Origin of the sequence: Ruminococcus sp. 1001136sp1, assembly GCF_039841815.1 — a bacterium.
Lineage (GTDB): Bacteria > Bacillota > Clostridia > Lachnospirales > Lachnospiraceae > Blautia_A > Blautia_A faecis.
Genome location: NZ_JBDPGY010000032.1, coordinates 18857 through 32777 on the forward strand (window position 1 = coordinate 18857; position 13921 = coordinate 32777).

The window sequence follows — 13921 nt, forward strand, 5'->3', positions numbered from 1 at the left end:
ACAAGAGTAAAAACAACAGAATTATTGTAATTATAGGACTGAATTAGCTCGCACGGAATATAGATTCCGGATGTCTAATTCAGTCCTCTTTTTGATTGATGACGATGAAAGGTGATGAAAAATGGCTAGAATTATTTCTATTGTAAACCAAAAAGGGGGAACGGGAAAATCCGCATGTACAGCTAATTTAGCAGTAGGATTAGCACAAAAGAATATGAAAGTGTTGATTGTAGATGCCGATCCACAGTCTGATGTATCCGCAGGATTTGGATATCGTGATTGTGATGACAGTAATGAAACACTTACTGCTCTTATGGATGCTGTAATGAAAGATGAAGATATTCCTTCCGAATGTTTTATCAGACATCAGGCAGAGGGGATAGACATTATCTGTTCTAACATTGGACTGGCAGGTACGGAAGTACAGTTGGTAAATGCAATGAGTAGAGAATATGTATTGAAACAGATTTTATATGGTATCAAAGATCAATATGATGTAGTCATCATTGATTGTATGCCATCATTGGGAATGATTACGATTAATGCGCTGGCTGCATCAGATGAAGTCCTCATTCCAGTTGAAGCATCCTACCTGCCAATCAAAGGATTGCAGCAGTTGTTAAAAACAATCGGTAAGGTCCGTAAGCAGATTAATCCGAAGCTGCAAGTCGGAGGTATTTTGTTTACGATGGTCGATGCTCATACGAATGATGCCAGAAATAACATGGAACTTCTCAGAAATGTATATGGAAGTCAAATTCATATCTTTGATAATTATATTCCATTTTCTGTAAGAATGAAGGAAGCAGTCAGAGAAGGACAGAGTATTTTCTCTTATGATCCGAAAGGCAAAGCTACAGAAGCTTATCGGAGAGTGACGGAGGAGGTGCTGAAAGATGCCATCTAAAAAAAGAGCAACTCCCATTTCCTTACAGCCACTTGATGCGTTATTTGGAACAAACGAAGAAACAAACAATGGAATTTGTGAGATAGAAATAGGAAGCCTTCATCCATTTCCAAATCACCCGTTTCAAGTAAAAGATGATAAGAAAATGGAAGAATTATCAGAAAGCATTACACAATATGGCGTGTTGGTTCCTGGTATTGTGCGATTGAGAGAGTCCGGTGGTTATGAGCTGGTAGCTGGTCATAGGCGAAAACGAGCATGTGAACTTGCGGGATTAGAGAAAATGCCTGTTATCATCAAAGATCTTACAGATGATGAAGCGACGGTGATCATGGTAGATTCCAACATTCAACGAGAAGAGCTGCTGATCAGTGAAAAGGCATTCGCTTATAAAATGAAATATGAGGCGTTAAAGCGTCAGGGAAAACGGTCTGATTTAACTTCTTGCCAAGTTGGCAAGAAGTTGGCGGCAGAAGAAGTCAGTCAGAATACAGGAGATAGTTCCAGACAGATTCTTCGATATATTCATCTGACAGAGTTAATCGCAGAACTTTTAGAACTGGCAGACGAGAAGAAGCTTCCCTTTAATACAGCTGTTGAAGTTTCATATTTGAGAAGTGAAGAACAACAGATATTGCTTCAGTATATGAGTAATCACAATATGGTACCGTCTATGAAGCAGGCAAAGGAATTGAAGCAGATTGCAAAAGAGCAGATGTTGACATATTCAGAGATTGACCAGATCTGTATGAATGAAAGTACTGAGAAAGTACAGGTACAGATTCCGGCGAAAAAGCTGAAACAGTATTTTCCTGAGTCATATTCTAAAGCTCAGATGGAAGAAGTGATATTTATGCTCCTGGCATCATGGGCAGAAAAACAATAATATGATATGCGAAGTTGGACAGAAGGAATGAAAAGATGATGATAGAAGATGTAATTAAAAAATCAATACTGCCACTGGCATTTATGCTATTCTGGTTCTGGATGGTATCCACCATCATGAAAGTCAGTGGACAGACAGACTTATTCTGGTGGATATTTCTTTCCGGACTTCCATTTGGAATACATAAAATGCGGCTGGTCCTGATTCCAAAAGGAATGGATATAACAGCAACACTTGGGATGGCTGCATTAAGTGTCATCATTGGAGCTTTGATTGGAAGTATCATGATTCCAGTGTATGTAATCCGTGCGGTATACGTTTTCTTACGATATATCATCGGAAAATAATTGAATATTTGATAAGAGGCAGGCTTGCGAAAATAAAATCGTAAGCTTGCCTCTTTTTTTTGTACCCAAAATCAGGCAATTCAGGGGAAATCCCTTTTGCAAATATATATACCTGGAGGATTTTTAAGATGAGAGAGCGAATTGAAAGTAAGCATGTAACAAAAGAAATCAAAAGTCAGATGCCAGTGATTCCGGTGGAAATTGTTAAAGAAAGAGGTTGTACGTTCTGCCCGTATTATCTGGGCAATTATGAGAAACAGCCACGCTGTATGATGAAAATCTGTGCCTGGGATGATGAAAATGAACGTTTCCATCCAGTTCTTCGTGGACTGATTCCATTTTACAAAGAGAAGATGGAAAAAGCAGAAGAGAAGTTCCTGGCAATGAAAAAGATTTACACAACGCTGTTAGGAATGTTTGCCGATGAAATGAAGCAGGAAGAGTTGGAAAAAGATGAATGTTACGGATGTGCCTATGGAAAATGTGGACCATGTATCGGTATCTGTTACAAATCAATGAAAGCATAGGAGGGTTAAGCCAATGAATACAACAGTTATTTCCGGGCGATTGGTAAGAAATCCTGGATACAACGAAGTGGAGAATGAAAGAGGACTTCATAAGATTGCCAAGTTTGTTCTGGCAGTCAGAAGAAATTATTCCGATGAAGTCAGTTTTATTCCGGTAAAGGCTTTTGCAAAGAAAGCAGAATTTGCCAGAGATTATCTGATGCAGGGAACGAAGGTCATGGTGGAAGGCGAGATTGTCACAGGTAATTATGAAGATAAGGATACCGGGAAAAAGATCTATACAACTGAAGTGTATGCAAATCGGATCGAATTTGCAGGTGCAAAAATAGTTGACAGACCACCGTTTCCAGAAGATGCGGAAGGGTTCTTAGAGATCCCAGAGGGCATGGAAGAGGAAATGCCGTTTAGATAGAGGAGGATAAAAGATGGTTTCAGTAGATCAGGCGTATATGGTAGGGCATATGAAAAATGCCGATGGAAGTATCAATAACAAAAATGTAGTGCTGTCAGCAGCATGTGAAGCAGCGGAACTGTTCCAGTGCATGATGTCAGTAAATCAGAAACTGGAGGACTGGCAGAGATTTAACCACACCTTGGAGATGCATCTTAGAAGTGTGGAATGTGAGAAAATCCATGATATCTGTCAGGCGGTATATGGAATGAAACATCCGTCCGATGAACTGGAAGGATTGTATCTGGCAAGAGAGGATGAACAGATATGCCTGCTGTACTATCAGGTATTTGTAGGGATGCTGGAAATCAATATTAATTCAGCCGAAGTGCTGTACAAACAGAAGGAGGAAATAATCAATGAGTAAAGTGGAGTATATGCCGGTAGATTGTCTGCAGGTGCCAAAGATGCTGTTCCAGGTGGAAAAATTCAAAAATCTGTCAAATACAGCAAAAATTTTATACAGCTTATTTCTGGATCGTTTGAAATTTGCGGTGCAGAATGGCTGGGTAGATCATAACGGAGATCTGTTTGTTATCTATCCAAAAAGCGAAATGAAGAAAGACCTGAATACGACTCGATATGGCGTAGATCAGGCAGTACAGGAACTTGTTAAGATTGGAAAGCTGGTGCGTATTGTTCAAAACAATGGAAAGGCGAACCACTTTTATATCAATGATATTTATGAAAATGAGATGGAGGAAGAATCAATGATGACATTAGACAGAATTATGGCAAATATGCCGATGGAAGAAAGAGAAATTATCATGGACAAGATGGTGGCAGCATCCAGAGATATTCTGGGAACAATTGCAGATATGGGATATCTGGATGAATATGAGACACCACTGACTCCTATGGAAGAGCGAGGCTATTACGATGAAGAAGGTAATCTTGATATTGATGCCGTAGAAGCCGATGGCTATGAGTTTGGTATGGATCTGGCATTTGGCGTGTTATCTGTTTGTGAAGGAAAGCCTGAACATGTGCTGGAAATTCAGAAATATGTAAATGAACAGTATGAGTGCTGTTCTAATAAGAAGTTTATGAAAGTTCTGGAAACAATCGCACGAATGAATGGAAACGAGGAGGTTTATATCGAGGATATGTATGCCTGCAATAAAGAAGCAAGGAATTATTATCTGAGCGAGTTAATGATGTGCTTCAACTTTGTGTTTAATGAGATGTGTCATGGAACAGGCAGTGCAGCAGGGTGTGATTTTAATAGTGAGGAAGAATAGGAAATAAGCTATGGCAGATTTTGAATATTTCAGAGCAGAAGAATCTGACCAGTTTTCTTTTTTTCGGATCCCCAAAGCTCTGTTCACAGAAAAAGAGTTTGCAAGCCTGTCCACAGACGCAAAGCTCCTTTATGGAATTCTGCTTGATCGAATCAGCCTATCCAAGAAAAATGGATGGATTGACAATGATGGTTATGTCTATATCATTTATACGATCGCAGAATTGCAGGAACTGTTGCGAATGTCGCATACGACAGTGACAAAGCTTCTTTATGAGCTTGACAGTGTGCATGGGATTGGATTGATCGAACGGTATCGGCAGGGGAATAATCGTCCTTCTGTCATATACGTGAAAAATTTTGTGAAACGGAGCAGAGGAAAGCCAGTAAGATACTTTGCTTCTGGAACGCCAGAAACTGGAAATCCAGACTGCAAGGAATTGGAAATCCGGATTGCAAGAAACTGGAAGTCCGGAACGCAAAAAAATAGAAGTCCGGACTGCAAGAATCTGGATGGAAGTAATACTAAGATAAATAAGACTGAAAAGAATCATACTGATAAGAGTAAGGGCAATACTCCCACTTTGGAAGAAAAATTCAGTCAGTATGGTAGATTTAAAAATGTTGTTCTGTCGGAAGCTGAACTGCAGGAGCTGATGACGCTATTTCCATGGGATTACCAGAAACGGATTGATCATCTTTCTGTTTATATGAAATCCAGTGGAAAAGAATATCAGAACCATTTTGCAACAATCTGTCTTTGGGCAGAAAGGGATGGAACCAGGGCAGGAATGGACAAATATGAATTTCAGGAAGGAGAAAGCCTTTAATGAAAAATAAAGTGGTTGAAGATTATGTGGACGAAGATGGGTGCCTTCATTGTGGTATCTGTAGAAAAAGAAAACAGATGAAGGTCAGTCTGATGGGATTTGAGCATGTAGTGTCCTGTTTGTGCGAATGCGAGGTAAAAGCCAGGCAGGAACTAGATGAGAAGATGCAGTGGGAAGAAGCACAGCGGCAGCTTTATCAGAGAAAATCCGTCGGACTTCGGGAAAGAAGATTCTGGGAATGGAAATTTGAAAATGACAACGGAAGCAACCAGAAGATACTAATTGCCAGGCAGTATGTAGAAAACTGGACAGATATGAAGAGAAAAAATGTAGGACTGCTTTTGATGGGACCTGTTGGAACCGGGAAAAGTTTCTTTGCAGGTTGTATTGCAAATGCACTTTTGGAACAGGGAGAACGTGTCATGATGACAAATTTTTCCAGGATCCTAAATGAAATGACCAGCTATCAGGCAGATAAGAACCAGATTATACAAAATCTTGTGGATTATCCGCTGCTGATTATTGATGACTTGGGAATAGAACGAAATTCCGAGTTTGCTTTGGAGCAGGGCTATAATGTGATAGACAGCCGTTATTGTAAAATGCTTCCGCTGATCGTAACAACGAATCTGGGACTGAATGAAATGAAATCTACAGATTTAGATACTGCTCATCAGCGTATTTATAGCAGAATACTTGAAATGTGTGTTCCCATCTATTGTGGTGGAGAAGATAAGAGAAAAGAAGAAGGGACAGAAAAACTCGTACAGGTGCAGAACCTGATTACCGGTTAATCTGTCTTTTTTCATTAAAGGGGGTGATTGCCATGATTACAGATCTGGACAGCAGTTGAATCGCTGAAAGGAGGGAAAAGTCATGCAGGAAGAGGTAACTCAGAAAACGGTCACGTTCTGTATTCGGACTACTAAGATTACGGCAGACCTGTTGAAAAAGGTTCTTGTTGCGTATCTGCGTCATCAGAAGCAGAAATCAGTAGAGAAGAAAGCACAGAAAAATCAGCCAAAACAGGGAAAGGTCACGGTAAAAGAGCTGGCAAAACAGAATGCCGGGATGGTCAATATCGAGATCACGGACAAAAATATCAAGTCCTTTGAACGGTATGCCAGAAAATACGGGATCAATTATGCTCTGAAAAAAGACAAGAGCAAAGAGCCTCCGGTTTATCTGGTATTTTTCAAGGGACGTGATCAGGATGCCCTCAATGCTGCTTTCCGTGAGTTTTCCCAGAAACAGATTCAAAAAGCGAATAAGCCTTCCATTCATAAGCGTCTTGCAGCTTACCGGGCAATGATGCCAAAGAAATCGAAGGACAAAGTAAAGAACCGGCATCAGGAGCAGAGCCGATGATGAAACAACACGGCAATAAGCTGATGCAGAAGTGGAAGAATAAGGCTGGGGTCAGGCTGTCCGCCCTGGATAAAAAGAAACTGGTTCTTACGAATCTTCCCTATGTTCTGACCGCTTTTTATGCGGACCGGGCCTCCTGCTTATACAGGAGAAGTCCCGGAGAAGATATAGGGAACAAACTGTTATATGCGATGGAACATGCAGATCGGATCTTTACAGGAATTCTGCTAAGTTTTGACCTGAGAGACCTATTGGTTGGAGTTACTGTCGCAGTTATTTTGAAACTATTGGTTTGGCAGAAACAGTCAGATGCAAAGAAACTCCGGAAAGGAATCGAGTATGGTTCAGCCAGATGGGGAACTGCAGAGGATATCAAGCCTTATATGTCAGATGATCCATGGATGAACATTCCACTGACAGCAACAGAAGCACTGACGATGGAGAGCAGACCGAAGCAACCGAAATATGCAAGAAATAAAAATATTGTAGTTATCGGCGGCAGTGGTTCCGGTAAGACACGTTTTTTCGTAAAACCATCGGTCATGCAGATGAACTGTTCCATGGTCATTACAGATCCCAAAGGCACTCTGATCGAGGAGTGCGGGAAGATGTTAGCAAAGGGACCGCCGAAGAGGGATAAAGATGGAAATGTCATCAAAGATAAATCCGGGAAAGTGGTATATGAGCCTTATGTGATTAAGGTTTTGAATACGATCAATTTTTCTAAATCCCTTCATTACAATCCATTTGCTTATATACGGTCTGAAAAAGATATCCTGAAGCTGGTGACAACAATCATTGTAAATACCAAAGGCGAAGGGGAAAAAGCTTCCGAAGATTTTTGGGTGAAAGCAGAGAAATTGCTGTATACAGCACTGATTGCTTTTATCTGGTATGAAGGTGATGAAGAGGAAAAGAATCTGAATACTCTTCTGGATCTTTTGAATGAAAGCGAAACCCGTGAAGAGGATGAAACTTACCAGAATCCAGTGGATATGATGTTCCAGGAACTGGAAGAAAGAGATCCGCAGCACTTTGCGGTCAGACAGTATAAAAAATACAAAATGGCCGCCGGCAAAACGGCGAAGTCGATTTTGATTTCCTGTGGTGCCAGACTTGCCCCATTTGATATCGCAGAGCTTCGTGAGATCATGTCTTACGATGAAATGGAGCTGGATAAGATCGGAGACAGGAAAACAGCCTTGTTTCTGATTATGTCCGATACGGATACCACATTCAACTTTGTGATTGCGATGTTGCAGTCACAGCTTTTCAATCTGCTTTGCGATAAGGCAGATGATGAATATGGTGGAAGACTTCCGGTGCATGTGCGTGTCATCGCTGATGAGTTTGCCAACATCGGACAAATTCCTCAGTTTGACAAGCTGATCGCAACTATCCGAAGCAGGGAAATCTCTGCTTCTATTATTTTGCAGTCACAGAGTCAGTTAAAGGCAATGTATAAGGATAGTGTAGATACCATTCTGGGCAACTGTGATACGACTTTATTCCTTGGTGGGAAAGAGAAGACCACATTAAAGGAAATGAGTGAGCTTCTGGGTAAGGAAACCATTGACCTGTATAACACTTCGGAGACGAGGAGTAATCAGAAGTCTTTTGGATTGAATTACCAGAAAACAGGCAAACAGCTGATGACAGAAGATGAGATTGCAGTCATGGATGGAGGAAAATGTATCCTGCAGATCCGTGGTGCCAGACCATTTTTCTCGGACAAATATGATATCACGAAACACAAAAACTATCGGCTTCTTGCAGATGAAAACGAGAAGAACCGATACAAAGTTGAGAAAGAGTTAAATCCGCAGTACACACCGAAATCTGAAGAAGAGGTGGAAGTAATTCATGTAGAACTGTCGGAGTAACCTTGGGAATGAACGAAAAATAATGAGGAAAGGAATAACTGACATTAGGTGCGCCGGCTTTTTAGTCGGTGTTTTTTCATTCCCGTAAACACCTGAAAAAAGTCAGTTTTGGTGAATGTATATGGCGTTTTTTAGCAGTGCAATTACAACTTTAAAAACTCTTGTAGTCGCAATCGGTGCAGGTCTTGGCGTGTGGGGTGTCGTAAACCTTCTGGAAGGATATGGGAATGACAATCCCGGCGCTAATGCTTATGTTTAGTAAAGAAGCAAAACCAAAATACAAGCATAGACAGTAGCCTACCACTATTCCGCAGCCTAAAAGAACTTGCAAAAATATGCTATAATTTTCAAAACAGCCGCACATTTGATGTGGCTAAACCGTTATACATAATGAAAGGAGGTCTTGAACGCTATGGATTTGGAAGAACAATATGACAAAATATACCGCTACTGTTATTTCAAAGTCCGCCATTGTCAAACGGCAGAGGATATAACGCAGGAAACATTTCTGCGATTTTTCAATAAGCAGTTAAGCCTTAACAGCGACAAAGAACTTCCTTATCTCTACACGATTGCCCGTAATTTATGTATTGAAGAATACCGAAAAGGAAGCAAAGAAAAATCATGTGAGATAAACGAGGAATTGAGCTATGACCCAACACAGGAGTGGATAGACAGCATTGCAATAAAAAACCTCATTTACAAACTTCCGCAGGACGAACAGGAATTGTTGCTGCTTCGATATGCAAATGATGTTCCCATAGCTTCGATATGCAAGATTACAGGACTTTCCCGTTTTGCCATATACCGAAAAACCGCAAGGATATTAAAATATCTCAAAACGGAGTTACAGAAAGGAGGCTTTTCAGATGAATAGAGAACTAAAAAAACAGATTGCTAAAGCGTTTGACGCACCTACGCCGGGTCGCAAGGTTCAGTTTATCCATTCGCTGCCCCGCCCGCATATCAGTACCAAAACATTTATATGCAGCCAAATTCCCTTTATCAAGAAAAGCGTATGGCTAATGTCTATATTGATACTTTTGCCCGTAGCATGGGCGGCTTCTTTTGCAAGTGAAAATACGGTATGGATTGTATCTGCATTTACCCCTTTTCTTGCATTGCTGCTTATTGCAGAAAGCACAAAATCTGCCATATACGGAATGAATGAGTTAGAAATGTCTGCCCGGTTTTCCTTAAAGAGTGTTGTTTTGGCAAGGTTGATTATTTTAGGTGTTTTCAACTTTGGGATTTTTTGTATCATAATTCCGGTCTGCCATGTTGCAAACAGTATTTCCTTTATGCAGACAGGTGTATATTTGTTTGTTCCGTATCTATTGACAACAAGTATCAGCCTATATCTTGTGCGACGTTTCCGTAATAAAGAAGTCATTTATGGGTGCATGGCGGTAGCTGTTTTTGTAAGCGGGGTAAATATGACGCTTCGCTATATGGCAGACTTTTTATTCCAGACAAATTACTTGGTATGGTGGATAGTAGCAGCTTTATTCCTGTTTGGAATTACTGCAAAAGAATTTTACCATACATTCAAAAAAACGGAGGGATTTATATGGAACTTTGCATTGACAGACTGACAAAACAGTATGAAAACAAAATAGCCGTTGACCGGGTAAGCCTACAACTGACAAACGGTGTCTATGGTCTGCTTGGGGCAAACGGCGCAGGGAAAACTACTTTTATGCGTATGCTTTGCGGTATTTTGAAACCCACAAGCGGTACGGTTACTTTTGACGGAATGGACGTATCTTCCGAGGAATACCGGGCGGAATTGGGATATCTTCCGCAGGACTTCGGTTATTACCCGGATTTTAACGGCATGGATTTTCTCTTATATATGGCTTCATTAAAAGGACTGACAAAGACAGAAGCAAAACGAAAATCAAAAAAACTTCTGGAATTGGTGAGCCTTTCCGACGTAGCCAAAAAGAAAATTGCGACCTATTCCGGCGGCATGAAGCAAAGGCTTGGTATTGCACAGGCACTTTTGAATGACCCAAAGATTATTATTTTAGACGAGCCTACCGCTGGGCTTGACCCGAAAGAACGTGTGCGCTTCCGTAATCTGATTAAAGAATTGGGTACGGAAAGCATTGTTTTACTGTCTACCCATATCGTATCAGATATTGAGCATATCGCAGATACGGTGCTTATGATGAAAGCAGGACAGATTGTATTTAATGGCTCTGCTGATGAAATCGACGACTTGGAGAAATTTTATCTTGATGAATTTGAGGAGGAGTGATTATGCTTACGCTATATAAGTTTGAACTGCGAAAGATTATCAGCAGAAAAATTGTTTGGATTACAGGCGGCGTCCTGCTTGTAGGACTTGTTATTTGGGGTATAGCAAGTGCTGTACTTCCGCAAAATAGGGAATATTCCGACAGTTCCCTAAATGGATATGCAGCAAATCGGGCAGAACAGGAAGCCGCAGAGCAGATCTCCGGCAGAGCGATAGACCAAAAACTGATTGACGAAATGCGCCCTGCGTATGAGGATTTTATTTTTAACGGAAATTACAAAGAAGCACTCCCGTACTTAGATGTATATAATTTCATTGGCAGAACATTGGGGACACAAGCAGGCGCGGAAATATTAGTATGTGATAGCGAAGCATTTTATGAAAAATTAAATGCACAGTTAGAAGCAAATACCCCGGCAGGGCTGACCGAAAGTATTTCATTTGACGAGCCGATTGTTTATCACGGATATTTTGACGGTTGGCGGCAAATTGCAGATATGATGAAATTGATTACCTGTATGGAAATCATGTTTATTGCAATCTGTCTTTCAACGGTATTTACCGTGGAGCATACCCGAAAAACAGACCAGGTAATCCTTTGTACCCGCCTTGGGAAGAAGAAATTATATGCAGCGAAAACCCTTGCGGGATTGACGGTAGGTGTAGGTTTTACGCTGCTTCTTTCTCTGCTCATGTTCGGAATAATTGCTTTTTTATATGGATTTGACGGATATGATACGATACTGCAATTTGTTCTGTTGCGCCCGTTTAATCTTACCGTGGGACAGGCAGCTTTGATTTTAGTTGGATTGTCCTTTGCCGGAGCTGCATTGATTAGCATATTTACCATGATGTTATCAGAGGTAACGAAAAATAGCATTGCTACCATTGGAATTATAACGGGTGTTCTCCTTGTTACAATGTTCATTATGGAAATGCCCGCAAACCTCAAACTGCTTTCTGAAATTTGGTATCTGCTTCCGAGTAATCTTGTTTCGCTTAACGGGGCATTTCGTTATTCTATGTTTCATGTGGGCGGCAGTCCTTTAGCAGCTTATCAGTATGCGCCGATTGTATATTTGGTGTTGGCTGTCATTTTCGCTTTGATTGGAAAACTGACATACAATCGCTATCAGATTAACGGTAGATAAATGTAACTCCGTAACGGGTAGCGCAACCAGGCGAAGCAGTCAACGGCAAACTTAACGGGCATAAATGCCCGCCGTTGACAGCCCCGCCCGTCTTTGCAGGAGGGTAATCAAGGGGCGACAGCAAGGAGTGCTGCCGCCCCCTATGATTATAATACAGCCCGTCAACCATGCACAGCCCATTGTGGAGGAAAGGGGGATTTTCTATGACCTGCACAGAAGAATACAAGGAGCATATCGAGTACACGTTCCATGCCTTTTGCGTTGTCGTTATCCGCAACGCCAAGTACACCGCCTTGCGGGATTGGAGCCGGAAATACAAAAGAGAAATATCCCTTGAATACCTCACAGAAGAAAAGCACCACCCATTAGGCACAAATGATAAATGTTTTCAAGCCCCGGAGCCGGACGAGGAATACATACTGAACCTTTGCGGTGATACAGTTATCTTAAACAACGGGCTGCTGGTACAAGCCCTCTCCCGTCTACCGGTTGAGGAACAGGAAATGCTTTACCTGTCCTTTTACCACCGTCTTTCACAGGAGAAAATCGGGAAACGGTACGGGCGCAGCCGCAGCGCCACCGGCTACCATATCCGCAAATCCCTACGGCGGCTTTATGAGGAAATGGAGGGAATGACGCATGAGGAATAGCAGACTTCTCCCCTATGAAACAATCGTGCAGGCCGCCAGCGGCGAGCCGGAGGCGGTCAATACCATTTTGCAGCATTACCGGCGGCACATATATTTCTCCGCTTTCGTAAACGGGCAGTTTAACCCGGACGCAGAGGACTACATCACACAAACGCTGCTTGCCGCAATCTTCAAATTCCGTTTTAGAGAATGACGGCACAGCCCACAACTGAATACCCCACCGTCACCGGCGGCAGCGAAAAGCAGTAAGTCTGAAAAAGATTTGCTGCTTTTTTCTTTGTCCGTTTGGCAAAATCGCAATCCGTCCGTAGTAGGTAGGTGAAGCCGGAAATAAAAAATTTTCTGCGGCGGTAGCCAAATCTGCATTTCCTGTATTTCTAAGGTAAAGGAAAATTTGAGAAATTCCCGGCAAGCGGGTAGCTGGCGGCCTTTGAAATGTATCTTTAGCGGAAAGAAAGAACTGCGGGTAAAACTCGCTCCACGCCGTAAGATTTTTGCAGAAATCCAGCCAAAACGGGCGGCGGCTATACGAGTAGTAAGTGCAAGGGGAAATCTGCGGCTTACTTAGAGCAAGATTCTACCGCAGTACCAAAATTCGCTTATCGCTCATTTTGCCCCTGCGGGAATCTTGTTGGGGAGTGCCTTCCCCAAACCCTGCCATGCGGCTTACGCCGCTTATCCCGCCGCAGCCATGCGGCAGTCGAGGAGGTTTTACCATGCGAAAACGATACAACACACCGCACCGCAGCCGGGTAGTCAAGACACGCATGACCGAGGAAGAATATGCCGAGTTTGCGGAAAGGCTTTCTGCCTGCAACATGAGCCAATCCGAGTTTATCCGGCAAGCCATAACCGGGGCAGCCATACGCCCCATCATAACTGTTTCCCCCGTCAATGACGAGCTGCTTGCCGCTGTTGGGAAGCTGACCGCCGAATACGGCAGGATCGGCGGCAACTTAAACCAGATAGCCCGGACGCTGAACGAGTGGCACAGCCCCTACCCGCAGCTTGCCGGGGAGGTACGGGCGGCGGTTTCCGACCTTGCTGCCCTAAAGTTTGAAATCTTGCAGAAAGTGGGTGACGCGGTTGGCAACATTCAAACATATCAGCTCTAAAAATGCAGACTATGGCGCAGCGGAAGCCTACCTCACATTTGAGCATGACGAGTTTACCATGAAGCCCACCCTTGATGAAAACGGGCGGCTGATACCGAGGGAGGATTACCGCATTTCTTCCCTTAACTGCGGGGGCGAGGATTTCGCTGTTGCCTGTATGCGGGCTAATCTCCGCTATGAGAAAAACCAAAAACGGGAAGATGTGAAAAGCCACCACTATATCATAAGCTTTGACCCACGGGACGGGACAGACAACGGCTTGACCGTAGACCGGGCGCAGGAGTTGGGCGAGCAGTTCTGCAA

General features: G+C 42.5%; 17 protein-coding genes and 3 pseudogenes. All 20 read left to right on the top strand.

Going from position 1 to position 13921, the window contains the following annotated elements:
* Nucleotides 1-121 precede the first annotated feature (121 nt).
* On the top strand, nucleotides 122-907 hold the full coding sequence (locus ABHC48_RS19020; protein WP_008703831.1) for a ParA family protein: 786 nt from the start codon (nucleotides 122-124) through the stop codon (nucleotides 905-907).
* Entirely contained in the window at nucleotides 897-1793 is an 897-nt protein-coding gene (locus tag ABHC48_RS19025) for a ParB/RepB/Spo0J family partition protein (protein ID WP_012744321.1), read from the top strand. The genes ABHC48_RS19020 and ABHC48_RS19025 overlap by 11 nt, the downstream gene beginning before the upstream one ends.
* A gap of 35 nt (nucleotides 1794-1828) precedes the next feature.
* Nucleotides 1829-2140, top strand: coding sequence for a DUF6050 family protein (locus ABHC48_RS19030; RefSeq protein ID WP_012744320.1), 312 nt, complete (start codon nucleotides 1829-1831; stop codon nucleotides 2138-2140).
* Between the two features lie 128 nt (nucleotides 2141-2268).
* Nucleotides 2269-2667, top strand: a complete 399-nt coding sequence (locus tag ABHC48_RS19035; RefSeq protein ID WP_012744319.1) for a hypothetical protein — start codon at nucleotides 2269-2271, stop codon at nucleotides 2665-2667.
* A gap of 13 nt (nucleotides 2668-2680) precedes the next feature.
* Nucleotides 2681-3079, top strand: a complete 399-nt coding sequence (locus ABHC48_RS19040) for a single-stranded DNA-binding protein (protein ID WP_012744318.1) — start codon at nucleotides 2681-2683, stop codon at nucleotides 3077-3079.
* Nucleotides 3080-3092: 13 nt separating this feature from the next.
* A complete protein-coding gene (locus ABHC48_RS19045) occupies nucleotides 3093-3485 on the top strand; it encodes a hypothetical protein (protein ID WP_012744317.1) in 393 nt (130 codons plus the stop codon).
* Complete coding sequence (locus ABHC48_RS19050) at nucleotides 3478-4359, top strand: replication initiator protein A (RefSeq protein ID WP_012744316.1); 882 nt, start codon at nucleotides 3478-3480, stop codon at nucleotides 4357-4359. The genes ABHC48_RS19045 and ABHC48_RS19050 overlap by 8 nt, the downstream gene beginning before the upstream one ends.
* 10 nt (nucleotides 4360-4369) lie before the next feature.
* A complete protein-coding gene (locus ABHC48_RS19055) occupies nucleotides 4370-5188 on the top strand; it encodes a replication initiator protein A (RefSeq protein ID WP_118331080.1) in 819 nt (272 codons plus the stop codon).
* On the top strand, nucleotides 5188-5982 hold the full coding sequence (locus ABHC48_RS19060) for an ATP-binding protein (RefSeq protein ID WP_173738623.1): 795 nt from the start codon (nucleotides 5188-5190) through the stop codon (nucleotides 5980-5982). Before ABHC48_RS19055 ends, ABHC48_RS19060 begins: the two co-directional genes overlap by 1 nt.
* An 82-nt stretch (nucleotides 5983-6064) precedes the next feature.
* On the top strand, nucleotides 6065-6556 hold the full coding sequence (locus ABHC48_RS19065) for a PcfB family protein (protein WP_027090292.1): 492 nt from the start codon (nucleotides 6065-6067) through the stop codon (nucleotides 6554-6556).
* Between the two features lie 23 nt (nucleotides 6557-6579).
* Nucleotides 6580-8439: a VirD4-like conjugal transfer protein, CD1115 family gene (locus ABHC48_RS19070; protein WP_334285743.1), complete on the top strand. Its 1860-nt coding sequence runs from the start codon at nucleotides 6580-6582 to the stop codon at nucleotides 8437-8439.
* 121 nt (nucleotides 8440-8560) lie between these two features.
* Nucleotides 8561-8683: pseudogene (locus ABHC48_RS19075) on the top strand (Maff2 family protein); the annotation flags it as partial.
* A gap of 168 nt (nucleotides 8684-8851) precedes the next feature.
* A complete protein-coding gene (locus ABHC48_RS19080; protein WP_173681423.1) occupies nucleotides 8852-9316 on the top strand; it encodes an RNA polymerase sigma factor in 465 nt (154 codons plus the stop codon).
* Nucleotides 9309-10034: a hypothetical protein gene (locus tag ABHC48_RS19085; protein WP_173681422.1), complete on the top strand. Its 726-nt coding sequence runs from the start codon at nucleotides 9309-9311 to the stop codon at nucleotides 10032-10034. The genes ABHC48_RS19080 and ABHC48_RS19085 overlap by 8 nt, the downstream gene beginning before the upstream one ends.
* Nucleotides 10010-10657, top strand: a pseudogene (locus tag ABHC48_RS19090) (ABC transporter ATP-binding protein); the annotation flags it as partial. The gene ABHC48_RS19085 and the pseudogene ABHC48_RS19090, both read left to right, overlap by 25 nt.
* Before the next feature lie 47 nt (nucleotides 10658-10704).
* Nucleotides 10705-11853 (top strand): ABC transporter permease subunit, encoded by a 1149-nt coding sequence (locus ABHC48_RS19095; protein ID WP_173681420.1) that lies wholly within the window; start codon nucleotides 10705-10707, stop codon nucleotides 11851-11853.
* Nucleotides 11854-12056: 203 nt separating this feature from the next.
* A complete protein-coding gene (locus ABHC48_RS19100; protein ID WP_173681419.1) occupies nucleotides 12057-12503 on the top strand; it encodes a sigma-70 family RNA polymerase sigma factor in 447 nt (148 codons plus the stop codon).
* Nucleotides 12493-12696, top strand: a complete 204-nt coding sequence (locus ABHC48_RS19105) for a helix-turn-helix domain-containing protein (protein WP_173681418.1) — start codon at nucleotides 12493-12495, stop codon at nucleotides 12694-12696. Before ABHC48_RS19100 ends, ABHC48_RS19105 begins: the two co-directional genes overlap by 11 nt.
* A 523-nt stretch (nucleotides 12697-13219) precedes the next feature.
* The gene (locus tag ABHC48_RS19110; RefSeq protein WP_044024773.1) at nucleotides 13220-13618 is read left to right on the top strand and encodes a plasmid mobilization relaxosome protein MobC; all 399 of its coding nucleotides are present in this window, start codon (nucleotides 13220-13222) and stop codon (nucleotides 13616-13618) included.
* A pseudogene (locus ABHC48_RS19115) lies at nucleotides 13590-13921 on the top strand (relaxase); the annotation flags it as partial. The gene ABHC48_RS19110 and the pseudogene ABHC48_RS19115, both read left to right, overlap by 29 nt.

Bases quoted from the DNA above. Each gene is read 5' to 3' on its own strand.
- ABHC48_RS19025 (WP_012744321.1), top strand. From the start codon at position 897: ATGCCATCTAAAAAAAGAGCAACTCCCATTTCCTTACAGCCACTTGAT.
- ABHC48_RS19070 (WP_334285743.1), top strand. From the start codon at position 6,580: ATGCAGAAGTGGAAGAATAAGGCTGGGGTCAGGCTGTCCGCCCTGGAT.
- ABHC48_RS19020 (WP_008703831.1), top strand. From the start codon at position 122: ATGGCTAGAATTATTTCTATTGTAAACCAAAAAGGGGGAACGGGAAAA.
- ABHC48_RS19050 (WP_012744316.1), top strand. From the start codon at position 3,478: ATGAGTAAAGTGGAGTATATGCCGGTAGATTGTCTGCAGGTGCCAAAG.
- ABHC48_RS19040 (WP_012744318.1), top strand. From the start codon at position 2,681: ATGAATACAACAGTTATTTCCGGGCGATTGGTAAGAAATCCTGGATAC.
- ABHC48_RS19030 (WP_012744320.1), top strand. From the start codon at position 1,829: ATGATGATAGAAGATGTAATTAAAAAATCAATACTGCCACTGGCATTT.
- ABHC48_RS19035 (WP_012744319.1), top strand. From the start codon at position 2,269: ATGAGAGAGCGAATTGAAAGTAAGCATGTAACAAAAGAAATCAAAAGT.
- ABHC48_RS19055 (WP_118331080.1), top strand. From the start codon at position 4,370: ATGGCAGATTTTGAATATTTCAGAGCAGAAGAATCTGACCAGTTTTCT.
- ABHC48_RS19110 (WP_044024773.1), top strand. From the start codon at position 13,220: ATGCGAAAACGATACAACACACCGCACCGCAGCCGGGTAGTCAAGACA.
- ABHC48_RS19045 (WP_012744317.1), top strand. From the start codon at position 3,093: ATGGTTTCAGTAGATCAGGCGTATATGGTAGGGCATATGAAAAATGCC.
- ABHC48_RS19105 (WP_173681418.1), top strand. From the start codon at position 12,493: ATGAGGAATAGCAGACTTCTCCCCTATGAAACAATCGTGCAGGCCGCC.
- ABHC48_RS19095 (WP_173681420.1), top strand. From the start codon at position 10,705: ATGCTTACGCTATATAAGTTTGAACTGCGAAAGATTATCAGCAGAAAA.
- ABHC48_RS19085 (WP_173681422.1), top strand. From the start codon at position 9,309: ATGAATAGAGAACTAAAAAAACAGATTGCTAAAGCGTTTGACGCACCT.
- ABHC48_RS19060 (WP_173738623.1), top strand. From the start codon at position 5,188: ATGAAAAATAAAGTGGTTGAAGATTATGTGGACGAAGATGGGTGCCTT.
- ABHC48_RS19080 (WP_173681423.1), top strand. From the start codon at position 8,852: ATGGATTTGGAAGAACAATATGACAAAATATACCGCTACTGTTATTTC.
- ABHC48_RS19065 (WP_027090292.1), top strand. From the start codon at position 6,065: ATGCAGGAAGAGGTAACTCAGAAAACGGTCACGTTCTGTATTCGGACT.
- ABHC48_RS19100 (WP_173681419.1), top strand. From the start codon at position 12,057: ATGACCTGCACAGAAGAATACAAGGAGCATATCGAGTACACGTTCCAT.